General features: G+C 54.5%; 19 protein-coding genes. 9 read left to right on the top strand and 10 right to left on the bottom strand.

The window, feature by feature from the left end; genetic code table 11:
• Window positions 1–30: 30 nt before the first annotated feature.
• Genes CAP48_RS02705 through CAP48_RS02690 form a run of 4 tightly spaced genes read right to left on the bottom strand, consistent with a single transcriptional unit; the run spans window position 31 to window position 5,608 of the window.
• Window positions 31–1,230, bottom strand: a complete 1,200-nt coding sequence (locus CAP48_RS02705) for a 2Fe-2S iron-sulfur cluster-binding protein (protein WP_100694457.1) — start codon at window positions 1,228–1,230, stop codon at window positions 31–33.
• Window positions 1,223–2,071, bottom strand: a complete 849-nt coding sequence (locus CAP48_RS02700) for a xanthine dehydrogenase family protein subunit M (protein WP_100694456.1) — start codon at window positions 2,069–2,071, stop codon at window positions 1,223–1,225. The genes CAP48_RS02705 and CAP48_RS02700 overlap by 8 nt, the downstream gene beginning before the upstream one ends.
• The gene (locus tag CAP48_RS02695) at window positions 2,068–4,485 is read right to left on the bottom strand and encodes a xanthine dehydrogenase family protein molybdopterin-binding subunit (RefSeq protein WP_100694455.1); all 2,418 of its coding nucleotides are present in this window, start codon (window positions 4,483–4,485) and stop codon (window positions 2,068–2,070) included. The genes CAP48_RS02700 and CAP48_RS02695 overlap by 4 nt, the downstream gene beginning before the upstream one ends.
• A gap of 31 nt (window positions 4,486–4,516) precedes the next feature.
• Window positions 4,517–5,608: a TRAP transporter substrate-binding protein gene (locus tag CAP48_RS02690; RefSeq protein WP_100694454.1), complete on the bottom strand. Its 1,092-nt coding sequence runs from the start codon at window positions 5,606–5,608 to the stop codon at window positions 4,517–4,519.
• Window positions 5,609–5,959: 351 nt separating this feature from the next.
• Here CAP48_RS02690 and CAP48_RS02685 point away from each other — a divergent pair, with 351 nt between their 5' ends.
• The 4 genes from CAP48_RS02685 to CAP48_RS02670 all read left to right on the top strand — a co-directional run bounded on the left by CAP48_RS02685 (window position 5,960) and on the right by CAP48_RS02670 (window position 9,477).
• The gene (locus CAP48_RS02685) at window positions 5,960–6,268 is read left to right on the top strand and encodes a non-heme iron oxygenase ferredoxin subunit (RefSeq protein WP_100694453.1); all 309 of its coding nucleotides are present in this window, start codon (window positions 5,960–5,962) and stop codon (window positions 6,266–6,268) included.
• Between the two features lie 64 nt (window positions 6,269–6,332).
• The gene (locus CAP48_RS02680) at window positions 6,333–7,619 is read left to right on the top strand and encodes an NAD(P)/FAD-dependent oxidoreductase (RefSeq protein ID WP_100694452.1); all 1,287 of its coding nucleotides are present in this window, start codon (window positions 6,333–6,335) and stop codon (window positions 7,617–7,619) included.
• A gap of 35 nt (window positions 7,620–7,654) precedes the next feature.
• Window positions 7,655–8,944 (top strand): aromatic ring-hydroxylating dioxygenase subunit alpha, encoded by a 1,290-nt coding sequence (locus CAP48_RS02675; RefSeq protein ID WP_100694451.1) that lies wholly within the window; start codon window positions 7,655–7,657, stop codon window positions 8,942–8,944.
• Window positions 8,945–8,958: 14 nt separating this feature from the next.
• On the top strand, window positions 8,959–9,477 hold the full coding sequence (locus CAP48_RS02670; RefSeq protein WP_100694450.1) for an aromatic-ring-hydroxylating dioxygenase subunit beta: 519 nt from the start codon (window positions 8,959–8,961) through the stop codon (window positions 9,475–9,477).
• A gap of 106 nt (window positions 9,478–9,583) precedes the next feature.
• Here CAP48_RS02670 and CAP48_RS02665 read toward each other — a convergent pair whose 3' ends face one another.
• From CAP48_RS02665 to CAP48_RS02640, 6 genes are all read right to left on the bottom strand, one after another.
• Complete coding sequence (locus CAP48_RS02665; RefSeq protein ID WP_100694449.1) at window positions 9,584–10,219, bottom strand: N-carbamoylsarcosine amidohydrolase; 636 nt, start codon at window positions 10,217–10,219, stop codon at window positions 9,584–9,586.
• Window positions 10,209–11,255: a peptidase M29 family protein gene (locus tag CAP48_RS02660; RefSeq protein ID WP_100694448.1), complete on the bottom strand. Its 1,047-nt coding sequence runs from the start codon at window positions 11,253–11,255 to the stop codon at window positions 10,209–10,211. The genes CAP48_RS02665 and CAP48_RS02660 overlap by 11 nt, the downstream gene beginning before the upstream one ends.
• Window positions 11,256–11,340: 85 nt before the next feature.
• Window positions 11,341–12,183 (bottom strand): alpha/beta fold hydrolase, encoded by an 843-nt coding sequence (locus CAP48_RS02655; RefSeq protein ID WP_192871265.1) that lies wholly within the window; start codon window positions 12,181–12,183, stop codon window positions 11,341–11,343.
• 17 nt (window positions 12,184–12,200) lie between these two features.
• Complete coding sequence (locus tag CAP48_RS02650; protein ID WP_100694447.1) at window positions 12,201–13,163, bottom strand: amidohydrolase family protein; 963 nt, start codon at window positions 13,161–13,163, stop codon at window positions 12,201–12,203.
• 112 nt (window positions 13,164–13,275) lie between these two features.
• A complete protein-coding gene (locus tag CAP48_RS02645; protein WP_100694446.1) occupies window positions 13,276–15,009 on the bottom strand; it encodes a TRAP transporter large permease subunit in 1,734 nt (577 codons plus the stop codon).
• 1 nt (window position 15,010) lies between these two features.
• Window positions 15,011–15,622, bottom strand: a complete 612-nt coding sequence (locus tag CAP48_RS02640) for a TRAP transporter small permease subunit (RefSeq protein ID WP_100694708.1) — start codon at window positions 15,620–15,622, stop codon at window positions 15,011–15,013.
• A gap of 270 nt (window positions 15,623–15,892) precedes the next feature.
• Between CAP48_RS02640 and soxC the strand changes: the two genes are divergently transcribed.
• From soxC to CAP48_RS02615, 5 genes are all read left to right on the top strand, one after another.
• The gene (soxC, locus tag CAP48_RS02635) at window positions 15,893–17,206 is read left to right on the top strand and encodes a sulfite dehydrogenase (protein ID WP_100694445.1); all 1,314 of its coding nucleotides are present in this window, start codon (window positions 15,893–15,895) and stop codon (window positions 17,204–17,206) included.
• Between the two features lie 64 nt (window positions 17,207–17,270).
• Window positions 17,271–17,825, top strand: coding sequence for a cytochrome c (locus tag CAP48_RS02630; RefSeq protein WP_192871282.1), 555 nt, complete (start codon window positions 17,271–17,273; stop codon window positions 17,823–17,825).
• A gap of 189 nt (window positions 17,826–18,014) precedes the next feature.
• Window positions 18,015–19,061: an ABC transporter substrate-binding protein gene (locus tag CAP48_RS02625; protein ID WP_100694443.1), complete on the top strand. Its 1,047-nt coding sequence runs from the start codon at window positions 18,015–18,017 to the stop codon at window positions 19,059–19,061.
• Window positions 19,058–19,927 (top strand): ABC transporter permease, encoded by an 870-nt coding sequence (locus tag CAP48_RS02620; protein WP_100694442.1) that lies wholly within the window; start codon window positions 19,058–19,060, stop codon window positions 19,925–19,927. The genes CAP48_RS02625 and CAP48_RS02620 overlap by 4 nt, the downstream gene beginning before the upstream one ends.
• Window positions 19,903–20,760 (top strand): ABC transporter ATP-binding protein, encoded by an 858-nt coding sequence (locus CAP48_RS02615; protein ID WP_100694441.1) that lies wholly within the window; start codon window positions 19,903–19,905, stop codon window positions 20,758–20,760. The genes CAP48_RS02620 and CAP48_RS02615 overlap by 25 nt, the downstream gene beginning before the upstream one ends.
• The last annotated feature ends 1 nt before the right edge of the window (window position 20,761 follow it).

The following is a 20,761-nucleotide window of genomic DNA, read 5'->3' as shown; positions in this document are numbered from 1 at the left end:
GTGCGCGTCCTCTGGCGGCCATACTCGCGCCTACCGTCCGGCGCCAAATACTCCCTTGATGCGCCCCCACACTACACTCATCATTAGCTTGAACGGGCTGATGTGTGATTGTGGAATATCACTGGCATCTGCATCCGGGTTCAGTAACCGGAACTCCACGTTCTTGCCAAAATCGGCAATCATGCGCTTGACGAAATCCTGAACCAGGCCGGAACGCGAAAACTGCGCCAGTGGTCCCTGCAAAGAATAAGCAAGAGATACGTTGACCCGGCACAGATGGTCATCTTTTTGCACAACGGCATAAGTCACATCACCCTTGGCCCGCGAATTGCTCAGGGAATCCACGCCCTCGCCGCGCAGCGTTGCAACATGATCGTTGTCCCGACGCTCCAGCGTGGCGTTGCCCTTGAAAGCAGCGGCCATGGGACCGAATTTGACCGCGATCTGACCTTTGACCCGGTCGCCATCCTGTTCCTGAATCACCGCACCTGGCAGGCAACTGGCGACCGCTTTCAGATCGGTCATAAACGTCCATACTTGTTCGGCCGGCAATCTCAGGTCAAAGCCGCCTTCCACGGTCGTGCCCTTGCCCTCCTTGGCGCCACCGACCTTGTCGCTTGCAGGGGCTTCGCTGGCGACCACGGGCGCCGCATCGTTCACTGGCTTTGTTGCGGCAAACGATTCAAAAGCCTGGAAGACAGGAAATTCTCGCGGTGCATTCTGCCGCAATCGGGCACGCAACTGCTCCACCTGCTCGTCCGGCTGCTCCTTCAATTTGGTCAGCACAGACAGCACCGCCGCCGTAATGCCCTGGTAGCCCGTACAACGGCAAATATTACCGCTCAGCTCAATCCTTACCCGCTCCTGATCTGCATCAGGCAGCCGCAGCACAATGTCGCGACTGGTCGCCAGCATGCCTGGCGTACAAAATCCGCATTGCAGGGCATGATATTCATTGAAGGCAACGCGCAGCATTTGCATGATCGCATCATCGTCATACCCTTCTATGGTCGTTACCTTTTTTCCTTCACAGGCAACCGCAAATGTAATACAAGACCGGACCGGCTTGTCATCGACCAGGACAGTACAGGAGCCACAGACTCCGTGCTCACAACTCAAATTGGTGCCGGTGTGACGCAGGTTATCCCTTAGGAAATCCCCAAGATGGGTGCGGGGCGTCACATCTTGGCTTACTTGCTTGCCATTGACTTTTAGTGCGAGTTCACTCATTTGTCATTCCTTGTTCTCCCAATGCCTGGCGCAAGCTGCGCTCGACAACGGTGCGAAACCATATCCGCTCGGCAGCGTCTTTGTTTTGGATATGGGGCGCAATAGCTTGGTCAATCGCCTGAGGCGTTACTGCAGCCATACCGTATTGGGCCGCGCTGACAGAAAGATCCGGCAGCAATTGTGGCGAACCGTCGAGCGCGCCGATCACAATGCGCGCCACCGAGGCTGCACGGTCGAAATAACAGGCGCAACTGGCCTCGGCAAATTCGCCTACCTTACGCACAAATTTGTAATACCCCCAGCGCGCTTCGGACGACATCATTGGCACGTGCACCGCCACAATCATTTCCTCTGGCTGCAGGTCCGTGGTATAGGCCGCCTGCATATACCGGGTGGCAGGGACCATGCGTGCATCCTTGCCTGCACGAATTTCCAGTTGTGCATCCAGTACGTTGCACACCAATACCCAGTCTGCAGCCGGGTCCGCGTGAGCCAGGCTGCCCCCTATGGTGCCGCGATTGCGCACCGCACGATAGGCGATCCGTCCCGCGACGTAGTGCATCATATGACCGCGCAGAGCGTCGTGCGTCCCGTCTTCGATCTCCGCATGCGTCACCGCAGCACCAATTCGAATACTGTTTTTTTGTTTCTCCACGGTGCGCAACGCGGATGCAGCAGAGATATCGATCAATTTCTGGGGACGCGCCAGGCGCAGGTTAAGCATGGGCCCCAGCGACTGGCTGCCCGCCAGTATCTTGACATTGATATCATTTACATCAAGCAGCGTAAGCGCCTCGTCTATGCTATTGACACGGGCGTAATCAAATTTAGCGGCCTTCATGCGACCTCCTGGATATTTGCCGTGACTGACCCCTGTCCGCTATCCTGGTCGGCATTCGCAAGATCGGCCTGCGCCATTGCTTGCAGAATGCGCCGGGGCGTCATGGGTGTGCGTGTGACCAGCACGTTCTGTCCTTTTAAAGCGTCATTGATGGCGGACATCAAAACGGCGGGCGGTGCGATCGCGCCGCCCTCTCCCATGCCCTTGGCCCCGAACTCGGTATTGGGCGATGGTGTCTGCGTGTGTTCAATGCGAATATTAGGCACTTCCGGCGCGCCAGGCATTAGATAATCGGCCAGCGTCGAGGCCAGTGGCTGGGCCGTGTCGTCATAAGGCATTTCTTCGTACAATGCTGTGCCAATTCCCTGCGCCGTGCCGCCCATCGTCTGACCTTCAACAATCAGTGGATTCAGAATCGTGCCGCAATCTTCCACTACCGCATAATCCAGTATTCTGACGATGCCGGTCTGCGGGTCCAGCGCGATAACAGCCGCACAGGATGCGTACGTAAAACTGCCGGTATCGACCTTGGGTTTATAGCCAACAGTGATTTCCAGGCCGCTTGGGTCCACATCGGCGGGTAGCTTCTGGGGATTGATATACCACGCATCCGCAATGTCAGCGACCGTGACATGCCGCTGGCCATGGCGTACCTGTCCATCGACCAGTTCAACCTCGTCCATGGTTACGCCCAGCATATGGCTGCCGATCTGCAACAGACGCGGTAACAGGCCCTTACAGGCCTTGGACACGGCACCGCCAGACATCACCGCAGAGCGCGATGCATACGTCCCGGTGGAAAACGGGGTACGGCCGGTGTCGCCATGCGTCAGGTTGACTCTGGACACATCAATTCCCAGAATTTCATTTGCTATCTGGGCAAAACTGGTTTCCATACCCTGCCCGTGCGAATGCACGCCGACGCTCAGCTCCAGGCTGCCATCGGCAGAGATGCGCGCCATGGCCTGATCAAAGCCGGGAATCACTGCGGTTCCCCACGCTGCAAACACAGAAGTGCCGTGGGCCGACTGTTCGGTATAGGTCGCCACCCCGATTCCCAGCAAAGGCTCGCCTGGCTTGCGGGACTGCTGCCGCGCTCGCACATCCTGAACGTTGATCATCTCTAATGCACGGCGCAAACCTGCCGGATAATCGCCACCATCGTAGTGCTTATTAGCGACGTTCACATAGGGCATATCCGCTGCTCGGACCAGATTATCCAGGCGTACCTCCCACGGCTCGCGCCCCACTTCCCGCGCAATGGCGTCCATGAGTTGTTCGATCGCCAGGCACACACCAGTACGAGCAACCCCACGATAAGGCATAAAGCCGGGCTTGTTGGTAGCCACACCGGTTGTGGTGCAACGATAGCCCTGTATGCGATAAGGCCCAGGCAAATTGCCCAGGGCCTGGCCCACTTCCAGTCCTACAGTAAAGGGCCAAACCGAGTACGCACCTGCGTCGACCGTAATTTCGGCATCCAGCGCCAGAAGACGGCCTGTGTTATCGATATGACCTGTGAGCGTATACTCGTGCTCACGGGTATTAGCCCCCACGATCAGATGCTCGCGCCGGTCTTCCATGTACCGGAAGGGTTTTTTATAGGTTTTGGCCAGCCAGGCCACGCAAAGCTCTTCCGGATGGAGCACGCACTTGTAGCCAAAAGCGCCACCCACATCGGGAGAAATAACCCGGATACGTGACTGATCCAGATTCAGGAATTGGGCAAAGCCCGTGCGATGCATGTGAGGGATCTGACTTCCACAATACACGACCAGTTGATCGGCCTGATGATCCCAGTACGCCAGTACCGCCTTGCCTTCCATAGGCAGCATGCATTGACGTGACAAACTCACACGGTGACTGACGGTACGCTGCGCCTTGGCCGCATATTGTTCAAACTTCACGTCACTGCTCAGTTGTACAAATACGTTGTTCTTCCAGCTGTCATGCACAAAGTTGTCCTGCGCCTGACGTGCCTCATGCATATTGGCATAAACGGGAAGTTCTTCGTAATCGACTTCTACCATTTCCGTGAAATCTTCAGCTTCTGCGCGAGTAGGCCCGAATGCCATGGCAACGGCCTCACCTACCAGGCGCACCTTGCCGCTGGCCAAAGGCGGCGCGCTGGAATTCTGATACCCGGGCAGTGTGGACGGCGCGAAGATGTCAGCGCAATCCATGGCATCTCGCAATATCACATTTTCCTGCGCCTGGGCGTCAACCGTGATACCCCGCAATCTGGCGTGCGCCATAGGGCTACGCAGAAAAGCGACTTCTTGCAAGCCTGGCATTTGCATATTACCGATAAAGTTGCCTTTGCCCTGCAAGTGACGGTCGTCTTCCTTGCGTCGGAGTCGCGCTCCTACGCCCTGTGGTTTCACCGTCGCCGAGGTCTTTTCGCTGTCGTTCATAGTCTTGCCTAATCCTTGCCCAGCAATACTCTTACTGGTCCTTGTTCAATTGCCTGAATGTAAAGTTATCAAGAGGGCTTTCAGCAACGCGGAACCAGGCAGCCTGATCTTTCTGATATGCCTTCCAGTGCGGATAGATCTTGGCAAAATCAGCATTCTTGCCGGCCAGTTCATCCCAGAGCTCCTGCGAGGCCTGGTAGGCCGCGTCCATCACATCCTTGGGAAACAGACTAAGCTTGGCGCCCTGAGCGATGAGTTCACGTAGTGCTTTTGGATTAAGCGCATCATAATGCGTCAGGCAGGCCATATACTGCTCATTGCTGGCCGTCTCAAATGCGATCTTAAATGTATCGGGCAGTTTTTCCCACGCTGCCTTGTTGACCATACTGGTCAGGGCGGCACTACCCTCGAACCAGCCTGGCGTATAGTAATACGGCGCTACCTTGTTCAGACCCAGTTTTTCGTCGTCATAGGGGCCAATCCATTCTGCAGCGTCGATAGTACCCTTTTCCAGCGATGCATAAATATCGCCGGGCGCAATCTGCTGTGCAATAGCGCCCATCCTAAGCAGCACCATGCCACCGATGCCGCCGATACGCATTTTCAGGCCCTTGAGATCGGCCATTGATTTTATTTCTTTGCGAAACCAGCCGCCCATCTGCACACCAACATTGCCACAGGCAAAATTCACAATATTGGACTTGGCATACATTTCACGCAAAAGATCCATGCCGCCGCCATAGTGCAGCCAGGAATAGTGCTGGCGCGCATTCATGCCGAACGACAGGCCTGTATCAAAAGCCAGCGCCGGATTTTTCCCGATGAAAGCGGTACTGAGCACATGATTGCATTGCACTGTTCCGTTGGAGACCGCGTCCATGTTCTGGGAATATGGCACAATTTCACCCGTCTGAAACACGTCGATCTGAAATTTTCCTTCGGTCAATTGACCGATACGCTTGCACATGTTTTCCGCCGAACCATAAATGGCATCCAGGTTCTTGGGCCATCCCGCCGACATGCGCCATTTGACTTTCTGGGCCGTCTGAGCCACTGCTGGCGCGGCGGCAACTGATGCCAGACCAGCGCCGGCAGATTTAATCAGGAAACTGCGTCTTTTCATTTTTTTCCCCTGGAACGAAATGACTGTCAATGGAATATTCAATTACCAACCGCCTGCAATATTTATGCAAGTATGCTGATTATTTTTTTGTGGATCAAGCAGGGTAAATACTGATAATTAAAAACCATCTCTGTAATGCCTTGATATTTATGAGAAATTTTTGTCGAAAAATTTAAACTCAATTCAATTGGCTTACACAGCAACAAAATTTCAACTGAAATTAGTGTTGTCGGAAAAATATTGTAGTATGATTTAATACAGTATACTGAGCAATATTTCAGCTGCACCGCACGCTGGGAAAACGTTGGCGGGCGCACGAGTTTTTTCTATTCATTTTGGCGAGGAACAATAATGGCCTGGGTAAAAATCGACAAGGCAAATGAGTTGGACAATGAAGAATCTCTCGGCTTTGAAATAGAAGGCCACAAACTTGCCCTGCACAAGCTGGAGGACCAGTTCTATGTCAGCGACAACATTTGTACGCACCAATATGCGCTACTTTCGGAAGGTTTTCTGGAAGACGGCTGTATTGAGTGTCCGCTGCATCAGGCGCAATTTTGTTTGAAAACCGGCAAGGCGATGAGCGCGCCGGCCACTGTGGACATCAAAGTGTATGAGGTGAAGCAGGAAGAGGGGCAGGTGCTGGTCTCCTTTCCTTGATCCTGTTTCAGGCCTCCCATTCTGATGGACATACGTTATATCCAGTCTGCCATAGAGGTAAATAATGCCTGAACAAAACAGTAACCAGACCATATTGATTATCGGCAACGGACAGGCCGCAGCCATGGCAGTACAGCATTTGCGCAGTCAGGGGTTTGCTGGTTCCATAAAAGTGGTCGGCCAGGAATCTTATCCGGCTTACGAGCGCCCACCGCTGTCCAAGGCTATGCTTGCCGATCCTGTCGCTGATGTGCCAAGCATCTGTATTCATTCCCGGGATTTCTACGACACAGCGAAGATAGAGCTCATCCTGGGCAAATCGGTAACCCGGATCGAGGCTGAGCAAAGCGTTGCCATGCTTGAAGATGGGCAACAGATTTCCTACGATTATTGTCTATTTGCCACCGGCGGTCAGGCGCGACAACTGGCGGCCTACCCCTATGGCAGCCCCTGCGTGCACTATATCCGTACTGCCGATGATGCACTGCGGCTCAGACACTCATTACGGCCCGAGACACGTTTGGCCATCCTGGGCGGGGGCTTTCTGGGCATGGAGCTTGCCTCGACCGCATGCGAACTGGGCGCTACCGTCGATGTCATAGAAGCGGCGACCGCGCTTCTGACGCGCAATGCTCCTGTTCTTTTTTCGCAATGGCTGCAGGAACGCGCCCGCCTGACCGGCATCACGCTTCATCTTGGAACAAAAGTGGCAGCCAGCCAGATGTGTCCGGAGTCCGGCACGCTAAAACTTGAACTGGACAATGGTCACCAACTTGCCGTAGATCATCTGATCGTTGCCATTGGCATGAATCCCAATTCGGAGATCGCCGCCCGCTCCGGCGTGACGGTTTGTCCTCAAACCAGAGGTATTGAGGTGGACAGCCATGGCCGTACCAATATTTCAAACGTATTTGCGGCAGGAGACTGTGCTACGCAGGTTGATCGGCAAACCGGCGAACGAGTGCGCATGGAGTCCTGGCAGAACGCCAATGAGCAGGCTCGAATCGCGGCAGAAGCCATATTGGGTATCACGCCAAAAGCAGCCGCCTTTCCGTGGTTCTGGACGGATCAACTGTCCTGCAATATCCAGATGCTGGGCGCGTCTGTCGCCGGCCTGCAGTTTGTGGCACGCGGCGAAATTGATCCGCATGCCGCAAACCCGCAGTTTGTGCTGCTCGGCCTCAAGGACAACGTACCTCATTACGCGCTGGCTGTGAACGCCGCCGGTCAGTTGCGTGCTATCCGCAGCCTTCTGGAAAAGAAAGTCGCCATTGAACCTGCGACCTTCAGCAACACCGATATCCCCATCAAGCAATTCGTTAAAAAGGCGACCGCCGCAGCCGTCGTGTAAGTGACGAGCCGCCGGATCATTTCAGGAGAAAAATTATGTTTCAGTCGCAAACGGTCATCGGCCAAACGCTGGGCACCAAGAATACTGCTGCCGACCAGTGCATCTGGCCCGAAGACAAACTACATACCATCCCGGATTGGGTCTACACCAGTCAGTCCGTTTATGATCGCGAAATGGAACGCATTTTCCATGGCAAGACGTGGAATTTCGTTGCCCTGGAAGCTGAGATTCCCAAATCAGGAGACTTCAAACGCTCCTATGTTGGCGCAACGCCAGTCGTGGTATCACGCGCAGAGGACGGCTCCATCAACGTCTTTGAAAATCGCTGCGCCCACCGCGGTGCCGAATTCTGTCGAAAAAACCAGGGCAATACCAACGAATTCGTGTGCCCTTATCATCAGTGGTCCTACAGCCTGAAAGGGGACTTGCAGGGTATTCCGTTCAAACGAGGTGTAAACAAGGAAGGGGGCATGCCGCGCGACTTCAAAAACGCGGACCATGGCTTGAAAAAACTGCACGTGACCACTCATCATGGCGTGATTTTTGCATCCTACTGCGACCAGGTTGAACCGATAGAGGAATACCTGACGCCGGAGATTCTGGAGGATTTCAATGTCATTTTTCCGGGCAAACCCTTGCGGATCGTGGGCTACTATCGCAATGAACTGCCATGCAACTGGAAGATGTATCACGAAAACCTGAAGGATCCCTATCACGCGACGCTGCTGCATTCGTTCCTGGTGGTATTTGGACTGCTGGTGGCCGGCAATAAATCACAAATGTTTGTCGATACCGTTCACGGACGCCATGGCTACATGGCCTCGGCCAAGTCCGAGGACAAATATGCCAGTGTCAGCGAAGAAAACAAAAAGGAAATGCGTTCCTACGTTGACACGATGCGGCTTAAAGACGAACGCTTCCTAAACTATGTTAAGGAGTTTGACTCTCCGTGGTCGGTCACCATGCAGACGATCTGGCCCAACCTGATCGTACAGCGCGAAATGAATACCCTGGGCGTACGACAGATTATCCCTAACGGGCCCAACAGCCTGATCATGCAATGGACCATGTTCGGCTATGAAGACGACTCCGAGGAAACCGTACGCCATCGGCTGCGCCAGGGAAATCTTATGGGTCCGGCCGGATTTCTCGGACTGGAAGACAATGAAGCGATGAAATTTGTTCAGGAGGGCGTGCGCCGTTCAACCACAGATACCAGCATCATCAAGTTGGACGCCAATAAGGTTGGCACATCCGACACGCTGATCTCCGAAGCTGCCATACGCTCTATGTATGAATACTACCGCAAAGTCATGGACATCTAAGAAGGAAATTGCGAATGAAAAATACGTTTGCCTACCGGGCACAGAATATTTCAATTGAAAGGGTATTGGCACTGCGTCCTGAGATAGAAAATTTCCATGCGGAATATTGTGCTGTACTGGATCAGAACCAGGTCGAACTGTGGCCTGACTTTTTTGCCGAAGACGGACTTTATCGCGCCACCTCGCGCGAGAACGCCGAATTGGGCATGCCTGTGGGCCTGATCTACGCAGAAGGCCGCGACATGATGCACGACCGTGCCGTAGCGACTTCGCGCACGCAAATGTATGCGCCGCGCTTTACCCTGCATCTTGTTTCAAACCTGCGTATCCTGGAAGAAACTGCTGCCGGCGAGATAGAGTCCCAAGCCAATTTCCTGTTAATGCAGACGCTGGTCGAGGGCCCGTCTACCGTTCACCTTGCCGGCACGTATCATGATACTCATGTGCGTGTGGACGGACAGCTCAAGCTCAAAGAGCGTCATGCCATCTTCGATACGGAGATACTGGCAAACAGCCTGGTCTACCCGATCTGAGGCCTAGGTCGCAGACGCAGATAAAGAAAAAGAGCACGATCATATCGTGCTCTTTTTTTACTTCCAAATATTGAAGAGCAATCGCTTGCATACTGGCCCGCGCCCGTTAAGGCACTTCAATACCCAACTTAGCCAGCGCCTCGTCTCTTTTCATGACCGCCGCATACTTTTGCTGCATATCGAACAGATTGGCCTGGTGAGGACCCTGCGCGCGATCGCCCACACAGTCCTCGATAACCAGAGGAACAAAGCCCAGCTGGCTGGCATCGACCACACTGGCTCGGATGCATCCGCTGGTGACCGCGCCTGCGACCAGTAACGTATGCACACCGCGATGTGTCAGCCACGCCGCCAGGGATGTACCAAAAAAGGCGGATGCCACATTCTTGCGAACTACAAGTTCTCCCTCCCGGGGCGTCAACTCGGAAACAATCTGGCTGGCGTGAGCCTGCTCTGTCAGTGTCAGCATGGAAGGAATCTTGGCACTAAATACATTGTGATCGGAACCATCCTCGGCATAGACAATGCGCGTATGCGCAATTGGCCATCCGGCATGACGTGCCGCAGCCAGCAATGGCACCGTCTTGTCAATAGCTTGCCCGATATTGCCGCCACCAAACACGGCAGGATCGGCAAAGCCATTGACCAGATCCACGATCAACAGCCCGAAGGGCGCTTTCAATTGAATGTCCGCGCCGAAACCCTGGGTCTCGTAGATCGTCGTATCGTTGTTATCTTCCATGTTTGTTTTCCTGCAATTTGCCTTTGGTCACGACTGCTTTACCGTCCAGGCACACTGTGCAATTGCGCAAGGGAATATCGATGTGGCACGCGGTTGTGCGCGAACCGCCCGCTTCATTATTAGGGCCCAGCGAAAACAGAAAATTGCCTGCAAATGCCCGCGCATCCATTCCTATGGTCTGTTCCTTGTCATACAGCTCAAGCACCGACCAGTAGGCGCGTTTCTGTAATCCCCAACCGATATGCGAAATGGCATATCCCTCGGGATCATTGAACGTTTCCATATATTCGGCAAGTCGCTCGGCGTCAATCCCGCCCTCAATTTTTACGGCATAGCCATTTTCTACTGTAAGCACAATTGGGGCGGACACATAGGATTTTTGCGGTAACAGAATGTCTCCTGTGTCAATGACGATCGTGCCGTTGGCGCCTCCCTCATTGGGCCAGGTCAGAGAAAAGCCGCTGGGCCAATGGTCCCAGCGGCCGGGCTCATCGACAAAGCCATATTCACTGATGGCGGGAAATTCTCCCACTGGGCAGCGTAGATCGGTCCCCGCATCCGACACAACCGTCATTTCCCTGGCATTTGCCATTAACGCAGAAGCCGCCAGCACACGTTCGCGATCTTCTGCCGTCGGCAGGCAGCGCACCAGAACTTCCGGCGGCTCGACTGCCAACAGTATCTTGGTGCCGCTTCCCAGAATATCAATCTGTTCCGGCGAAAACAGCAAGGTCATCAAATCCAGCACCAGATCGCTCGCCTTGAGCGCGGCGATCGCGGCAGGGTTACCCGTCAGCGCTGTGGTTCCCAAATAGGCCAGCGGATCGCGACTCAGGGACTTCTCGGCATTGACAGGTGGCAGATCCAGCCGGTTGACAACGGCACCCAATGATTGCACAGCGATCAGAGCGCATGACAAGGTCTGGGGGTGTGTATTGGCGCTGGTCAGTATGGTAACAATCTGTCCTTTTTCCAGTCGGGACAGGGTCAGTACATGCTGCCATGCGCTGATGAGTTGATAGTCGCTAACGGCCATGGACAATCTCCTTTAATGATGGTCACATCGAAAAATGTTGGGAAAGCAGCACGATCACAGCCCTCGCTTCCCCTGCTGCATGAAGCTAGCAAGCCTGCGCTACGCGTGTCAGATGCCGCCCTAAAAATGGCCCGAAAGCCTGGTAGAAACCCTCTTCGTTATCCCAGGGAATCATATGGCCGGCATTATCTACCCGCACATGCGCCAGTTCGCCGATCAACCCTTCCATTTCCTTTACATCCTCAGGCAACACTACATCTCCGCGCTCTGCGGTCATCAACAGCACCGGCACGCGAATCTTCGGGAAATCGGCAAAAACGTCATCGGCATGGAAGCCGTCGAAACTTTCCACAATGGCACGCTCATCACAAGTGTGAAGCCATTGAGCGCGCAGTTGCAACTGTTCCTCGGTCCATGTCGGGCAAAACGCTTTCATGTCCTGCGCGCTGCATCCCTTGCGCGCAAGCGCCATGGAATCGACATACCATGGCAATTTGGACGGATACGCCCGGCGGCCCGGTCCCGATACCGGCGGATCCACCATGACCAACCGGCTCAATCCAGCGGGCTGGGTCGCCGCCGCTCTGGCGCCGATGCGGGCTCCCATGGAATGGCCCACAATGACGTAATCTTTCAGCTCCAAAGTCCGGGCAAACTCGATCACATCGCTCGATTGCGCATCCAGACTATAGTCCAATGTAGCACCGGCCTCGCTCAATCCCCGGCCCCGCACATCCAGGATATAGGTGTCGTAGTGCAAGCCGAAGCGCTCGCCCACAAAAGCCCAGGTCACGGCGGGACTGGTAATGCCGGGTATGATCACAATGCTTGGGCGTGTCTTGCGCTCGCCCTGTTGCCCGCCAAATCGCAAATAATGCTGGCGGATCCCATTGGCGTGAATGTTGGCACCGTACATAAACGTGCTCATAAGTATCTCCGGATAGGTCAAAGGTTGAACAATTTTTTTGCGTTCCCATAGCACACCATGTTCTTGGTCTGCTCATCCAGCGGTGCGGTATCAATGAAATTTGCAGCAAGCTCGATAGACTCATAGGGATAATCGACTGAGAACATCACCGCCTGTGGTCCCATCTCAGCAATCGCGCCCTGCAACGCCGCGTGGGAACAAACCCCGGAGGTGGTAATCAGGATATTGCTGCCAATGTATTGCGAGGGCTGCTGCTTGAGGCTGACGCCATGCGGATAGACGGCAAAGCGACTGTCAAAACGCCAGCGCTGAAATGGCAATCCCTCTCCCATGTGGCCCAGAATGACTTTCACTCCCGGAAAGCGATCAAATACGCCACCGAACAGCAGACGCAATGCGTGGGTACCGGCTTCGACACCCCAACCCCAGGTGGCCCCCACCAGCTCGGGATGTCCGCTATAGGCGTGAGGAATATCATAGGCATCAAATGGATGCAGATAAAGCGGAACACCCAGCTTTTCCAGTTCGGCCCAGAACGGATCATACTTTCGATCATCATAATAGACGCCGTGCGTATGGCCATTGACCAGCGCGCCCTTGAAGCCCAGGTCATTCACAGTCCGACGCAACTCTTCGATTGCAGCGTCCGGGTCCTGCATGGGCAGCGTCGCAAAGCCGCCGAACCGTTCACGATTGCGATCGATCTGTGCAGCAAGAAAGTCATTGTTCTGGCGGCTGCGATGCACCGCCGTTGCCGTATCTGGTTCATTCTGCACGCCCGGCCCCGTCTGGGACAGGATCACATAGTCGATCGCGTACTGATCCATGAGCCGAATCCGCGTATCGTCAAAGTCTGCAAGACGTACATTCAGTTCACTACTGGCCTGCGTGTTGATATGTTTTACAAATGCCTTGGAATAATCATCGAATCCCACGGCACTAAAATGCTCCTCGAAAGCGATCTTGCGCGTCAGTGTCATGCGTGAACCTTGTCCTTTAAATGATGTTTTCTAAATTTACTACAGTATACTGATTAAATATTCATGCGACAACTTTCAAATCTGTTGCGCATGCCCCAACCCTGAACGGGAATTACTTGAACAGCGGGGCTGAATCTTCCTGCTCTTGCGAGTCGTTAAACTGATCCGTTGCGGAGCGCTCTGATGGGGCGGCGCCACTGCCATACGGATCGGTGCTATAGCCGCCCGAATCGTAGGACGCGCCCATGTCAAATCTGACCGTGGCCGGATCAGTCCCCGTGCCGGCCCCTTTATAATGCAGCACCATACCCGGCCAGATCATGACCGAGGCAACCATCAGCAGCTGAATCACAATGAATGGAATGGAACCACGATAAATTTCGCCCGTGGTGACCCGCTTGATCAGTTTGCCGGTAATACGATCGACATAATCTTCTTTGGGTGCCACCGAGCGCAGGTAAAACAGCGCGAACCCGAAAGGTGGGTGCATAAAGGAGGTCTGCATATTGACTGCCAGCAAGACGCCAAACCAGATCAGATCAATACCCATTTTGTCAGCAACGGGTCCGAGCAGCGGCACAATAATAAAGGCCAGCTCAAAAAAATCCAGGAAAAATGCCAGAAAGAAGGTTGCTACGCTAACCACGATCAGAAACCCGGTCTCGCCGCCTGGCAAGGACGCAAACAGACCCTCAACCCAGTGCTGTCCGCCGAAGCCGGTAAAAGTCAGGGTAAAGATCGTTGAGCCGACCAGGATGAAAACCACAAAACTGGTAAGCTTGGTCGTAGTATCCATTGCCTGCTTGAGTAACGTCCAGCTCAGGCGACGCCTCAGCAGCGCCATCACAATCGCGCCGACCGCGCCCATTGCGCCACCCTCAGTTGGCGTGGCAACGCCAAGAAAAATCGTGCCCAGTACCAGAAAGATCAATAACAGGGGCGGAATCATTACGAATACCACCCGTTCGGCAATTTGCGACAGCATCTGCAGTCGAAGCGCCTTATTGGTTACCGCAATGACGAATGCAATAACACCCCAGAGTAACAAATTGAGCACAATCACTTCGTCGGCTGCCGTCTTTTCCGTCAGAAGCAGGGTATCGAGCAACCACGCACCCACAGCAGCGATCACCGACAGCACCAGCAGCGAAACAAGGCCACTTTTTCCATTGGGTTCACGATAGATACGGGCTTCTTCGGGAAGCGCGGGTGCACTGGACGGCTTGATGATCGAACAGATGACGACATAGACAATATAGGCGCCGGCCAGGATAAAGCCTGGCACCATCGCGCCACGGTACATATCCCCAATGGAGCGGCCGAGTTGATCGGCCAGAATAATCAATACCAGCGAGGGTGGAATAATCTGCGACAGCGTCCCGGACGCAGCGATAACACCCGTCGCCAGCTTGCGATCGTAGCCATAACGCAACATGATGGGCAGCGATATCAGTCCCATGGAGATGACCGATGCCGAGACCACGCCGGTGGTGGCGGCCAGCATGGCCCCGACCACCACCACAGCAATGGCCAGACCGCCGCGGATTGGACCAAACAACTGGCCAATTGTTTCCAGCAGGTCTTCTGCCATGCCGGAGCGCTCCAGAATCAGGCCCATGAGCGTGAAAAATGGCACCGCCAGAAGCGAATCATTCAATACGATGCCAAATACCCGATCCGGCAGTGCCTGCAAAAAGGAAAAGGTAAATTCACCGAAAACAATGCCAAGCAACGCATACAGTATGCCATTGGCGGCCAGTGTAAATGCGACAGGAAATCCCAGCAGCAGGAAACAGATCAATGTCATAAACATGATCGGTGGCATATTGTTAATAAAGAATTCCATGCTACTTGTCCATCCTTTGTTCGATTTCTTTGAGCCTGGCCTCATTAGCGATCTCTTCGGCTAGCAGTTGCTCGGCGGTCTTGCCCTGCACCGGCGCCAGCGGATCTGGCCCTTTGCCGGCAAGAAAGGCCGCACATTTAATCAAGTGCGAAACGCCGGCAAGCACCAGAAGGAAAAATCCAATGGGAATAAGCAGTTTCACCGGCCAGCGGATCAACCCACCGGCATTTGACGATTGCTCGCTGGTCAAAAAAGACTGCATGAAAAATGGAATGGACAGGTCCAGCAATAGCAGACAGGCGGGCAACATAAAAAACAGCACGCCAAGAATTTCGATCACAATCTGCGTGCGCTTGCTCATCATCTGAGAAATGATATCGACACGAACATGCTCGTTCTTCATAAACGTGTAACCCGCAGCCAGCAGAAAAATGGCGCCAAAAAGATACCACTGGATCTCCAGCCAGGCATTGGAACTCACATGGAAGGTCTTACGGATCACCGCGTTGCCCGCGCTAATCAGCACCACCAGCAGGGTAAGCCAGATGACAGCTCGCCCAATGGTGTAGACGAGCGCATCAATCGCTCTGGATAGACTAGATAAGAGATTCATCAAAATTGGACCGCTACGAAATGGTTGAACAGGACGACCTGACATGACTGAATATTAATCAGTATACTGCATATATTTTTCCATGCTCTATCAGTAATAACCATTACTGCAACTGCGGGACCCAGCCCATGCATCTGACCAGTTCGCGTTTCACACACAACCGCAACCGCCAGATTGATAAACACTAAATACTGGACGCATTCACACTGCAACCCTATACTGTTTGATATCACACCGACCTGATCAACGTTCGCACGGGAGACCATTTAAATGGCTAACGAATCGACTGAAGAAGCTTTGGCGGTAACAGACGCAGACACGCAGCATAGACGTCGGCGATTTTTGCGTAATGGCGTGACGGCGGTTACCGGCGTTCTAGCCGGCGGCGCCGGGGTGAGTGCCGCCGTGGCTCAATCGGGATCGACTGCCAAAGAAGCCGCAGCCGACAATACATTGACCGTCCCGCCGTGGACCAAGCAGCCCGGCGCGGTGGTCGGCAGCCGTCCTTACGGCACGCCCTCTCAGTTTGAAAATAACGTAATCCGGCATCTTCGCAAGACAGACAAGCAGTACTCTTCTTCATCGACCCGGTCACCGCTTCAGGAGCTCGATGGCATCATCACGCCTAACGGGCTTTTCTACGAACGCCACCATAATGGCATTCCTGATATCAATCCCGTTGAACACCGCCTGGTCGTGCACGGATTGGTCGACAATGCGCTGTCATTCACACTGAATGATATCCGGCGCTTTCCTTCGCATACCCAGATTTATTTTCTTGAGTGCTCCGGTAACCCTGGGTACACGGTGTATGGCAAGACGGCAGCCGAAGCCAACGGCCTGGTCAGTTGCGCCGAATGGACCGGCGTGCCGCTCAAGACGATTCTGAACGAGGCCGGGCTCAATCCCGAGGCGAAGTGGGTGATTGCCGAAGGCGCCGATGGCGCAGGCATGACACGCAGCATTCCGCTGGAAAAATGCCTGGATGACGCCATGCTCGTATACAGCCAGAACGGAGAGCGCCTGCGGCCCGAGCAAGGGTATCCGCTAAGGCTTTTGCTGCCCGGGTATGAAGGCAATATGAGTATCAAGTGGCTGCGCCGTCTGCAGGTCGCAGACCAGCCGGTGCATTCGCGCGAAGAAACATCAAAATACACGGACATTCTGCCTGACGGCAAGGCCCGCGAGTTCACATTTGTCATGGAAGTCAAATCCATCATTACCAGTCCATCCGGCGGGCAGCAAATCGGAGGCAAGGGATTTCATGAAATCCGCGGCATTGCCTGGAGCGGCAAAGGACGTATTACCAAAGTAGAGATTTCGGTTGATGAAGGTAAAACCTGGCAGCCCGCCCGATTGCAGATGCCCGTTTTGAGCAAGGCGCTGACTCGCTTTCTCTTTGCATGGGAATGGAATGGCGAGCCCGTCGTAATACAAAGCCGGGCCATTGATGAAACCGGATACATACAGCCTACGCTGGAATCCCTCATTGAGGTGCGCGGCGTCAATGGCACCTATCACAACAACGCGATTACTCCTTGGCGTATCGCATCAGACGGAAAGGTGACTCATGCGCGTGCCTGATAATTCGCTTGCGAAAGCATATGCGGCAAAATGCAAGATAGCGCTGCTAACCTGTACTGTGCTGATGAGCGCAATTGCCGGCGTGGCTCATGCTGAACAGAAATTCGGCTTTGGTCATCCCGTGACGCCTGACGATATAGCCGCTTGGGACATTAATGTGTTCGCCGATGGAAGCAATCTGCCCGATAGCAGCGGCACGGTCGCCCAGGGCGCCGCCCTTTACGCCCAACAGTGTGCGTCCTGTCATGGCAGCAAGGGAGAAGGAGGCAGTGGCGATAAACTGGCGGGCGGCATTGGGACGCTGGCTAGCGAAAAGCCGGTGATGACAGTGGGTAGCTACTGGCCGTACGCGCCCACATTATTTGACTACATCAGACGCGCCATGCCCCTGACAGCCCCCCAAAGCCTCAATAACGAACAGGTTTATGCCGTGACCGCTTATGTTCTTCACCTGAACGGACTTGTAAAAGAGGACGCGCGCCTGGATGCCAAGGCGCTTGCTGCAATCAAGATGCCCAATCGGGATGGCTTTGTGCCTGATCCTCGTCCGGATGTTCCCCAAACCTTTGACAGCAGCAAGGCGCCCGCCAGCGATAAACCTGCAGCACAATCGCAATAATATCAATATGATCCGGCAGCTTCGGGCGAAGCACAATTTGATCCGCTGTGCTTCGCTTGCAATTGCACTTCATAACAATATAAGCACAATGTACTTCGTGTGAGATTTGGTTTCCTTTAGACTCAAAACAAGCGCTGTCATTACGACAGCGCGATCAAGCTAACAGAGTCAATAAACAGGAGCCCGCACATGATTTCCCCAATTCACATTCGTATTCTTGCCTCAGTCACCACGGGTGCCTGCGCCACGATTGCGATCATGCTGATGTGCGCATCGCCGGCCAATGCACAATCAGGTCACGCACCGATTGCAGATACCGTTCCGGCGGGCACCACGCTGACCATTGGCGATCCAAAAACACAGCGTGCACTGGAACTTTCCGGTGAAGTAAAAAATCTTCCATTCACGCCCAGATGGGTAAATATCAGCGGCGGCCCCCGGACGACCGAGGCGTTCCGCGCCAATGCGCTGGACATTGGTGCAGTCGCAGATATTCCGCCGATTCACGCTACCTGGACCGGCCTGCCGGTGCAGATCATTGCCGCGGCCTTTCGCAAAGCGCCGCTTGAACATCCAATATACAAGCTGGGTATTGCACCGGGCGCAAATATTGAAAGCATCGCAGATCTGAAAGACCGAAAAATCGCCTTCAGCCCTGGTCAGGCACAGGGGGCCCTGGTGCTTCGAATCCTTCAGAGTGCCGGTCTGACCAAGGACGATGTCACCCTGGTGGAAATGCCAAGCACCGGCGACGTATATGTGAGCGCCCTTGCCAGCAAACTGGTCGATGCTGCGCCCATCGCCGAAGCCAACCAGCCGCGATACCTGGCCAACTATGGCAGCAGCGGTGCGCGAGTCATTTCACATGGCTTGCGTGATGACGCCTGGCATCTTTATACCCTGCAGGCTGTTCTGGACGATCCGGCCAAAGCGGCGGCCGCGCGCGCCTACGTCAAGGCCTGGGCAAAGGCCACGCGCTGGATCTATGAGCATCCAAAGGAATGGGTCGAAGGCTATTACGTCCAGGATCAGGGACTGAAAACGTCCGATGGCGAATATCTGGCTCAATCGGCCGGGGAGCCTGATATCCCAGCTGACTGGACTGATGTGATCGCCCGCCAGCAAGCGACCATTGATCTTCTGGCCACAGAAACGGGTAACCAGCGTCTGGACGCCGCAAAACTGTTTGATCGTCGATTTGAAAAGGTCGCCATCCAGGCGTTAAACGAACAATGAATACAATCAATTCACTCACCGCCGACACCGTCAATGATCGTCGCCGCAAGCCTATTGCCGCCACCGACAGAAAACCGGCCAATTCACGTCGTTCACGCCTTGGCCCTGGCAAAGAGATTCGCTACGGAGCCGCAATCGGCCCCATACTGCTGCTGGTCATCTGGACGCTCGGGTCCTGGACCGGAATAATAGACCACCGAACGCTTTCACCACCATGGGTCGTGGTACAAACAGCCGCGGAGCTGATCCAGTCCGGTCGTCTCTGGAGCAACTTCGAAATGTCTCTTTTCAGGGCGTTGCAGGGGCTGTTCTGGGGTGTGATATTTGGCGTCATACTGGGCGTTTTTGCCGGTCTGAGTCGCATCGGAGAATATGTCATTGACGGTCCGGTGCAGATCAAGCGCGCCATACCCAGCCTGGCGTTGATTCCACTGCTCATGCTCTGGCTGGGCATCGGCGAGCCAATGAAAATCACCGCCATTGCCATGATTGTTGTGGTTCCTATCTACATTCAGACACATGATTGCCTGCGCAGTATAGACAGTCGCTATCTTGAATTATCCGAAACGCTGGGCGTCACTCGTGGCCAGTTCATACGCCACGTTGTGCTGCCCGGCGCATTGCCCGGTTTTCTACTTGGGCTGCGCTTCGCGGTGACTTCTTCCTGGCTTGCATTAGTGGTAGTCGAGCAAGTCAACTCAACCAGCGGTATCGGATACATGATTGAGTTGGCCCGAACCTACGGACAAACTGAAGTTATTATCGTGGGCCTGGCGCTGTACGCAGTGCTCGGACTCGCTTCCGACGGCCTGGTCCGTTTACTACAGAAAAAGGTACTCAAATGGCGCAAAACGCTGAACGATTAACGACACGGCCCCAGGACAAAGCGCTCGCGGTTTCGGTACAGCACCTGGTCCGCCGTTTTGGGTCCCGGACTGTCCTCGATAACATCGACCTGGACATCAGCAAGGGCGAGTTTGTCGCTTTGCTCGGCCGCAGCGGCTCGGGAAAAAGTACATTCCTAAGGGCATTGGCAGGACTAGATCACGACGTGCTCGGAGAAGGCTCGCTACAGGTGCCTTCCACTTTATCTGTCGTGTTTCAGGATGCCCGCCTGCTGCCCTGGAAGCGGCTGGTCGATAACGTGACTTTCGGGCTTTCCGGTGCCAATGTAAAAGGGCGAGCAATGCAGGCACTCGAAGAAGTCGGCCTGCATAATCGACACCTGTCCTGGCCGGCAGAGCTGTCTGGCGGCGAGCAGCAAAGGGTCGCACTGGCCCGGGCGCTGGTTCGCAACCCGCAGTTATTGCTGGCCGACGAGCCCTTTGGTGCGCTTGATGCGCTGACCCGCCTGCGCATGCACGCTTTGTTGCGTCGGCTGTGCCGGCATCACGAGCCAGCCGTGCTTCTGGTGACGCATGATGTGGATGAAGCCATCCATCTGGCGCAACGAATTTTGATTCTGGATCAGGGCAAGCTGACGGTAGATGTTGCGGTGAATTTGCCGGACCACTCACCAGCGAGGGAAAACGAAACTGCGCGCATCCGCCGTTATCTGTTGCAGCATCTGGGCGTTGACACAGACCTTGCCGACGCCACGACATCGGCTTCTCCAGCGACCCCGGATCAGGCCCCGGATCAGATCGCGGCAACATCCGACGTCACGCGAACGCCCGCAAGGACGCGACGTGCGGCATGAT

It is taken from the genome of Advenella sp. S44, assembly GCF_002810445.1.
Classification (GTDB): domain Bacteria; phylum Pseudomonadota; class Gammaproteobacteria; order Burkholderiales; family Burkholderiaceae_B; genus Advenella.
This window is presented reverse-complemented; position numbering and strand designations above follow the sequence as displayed.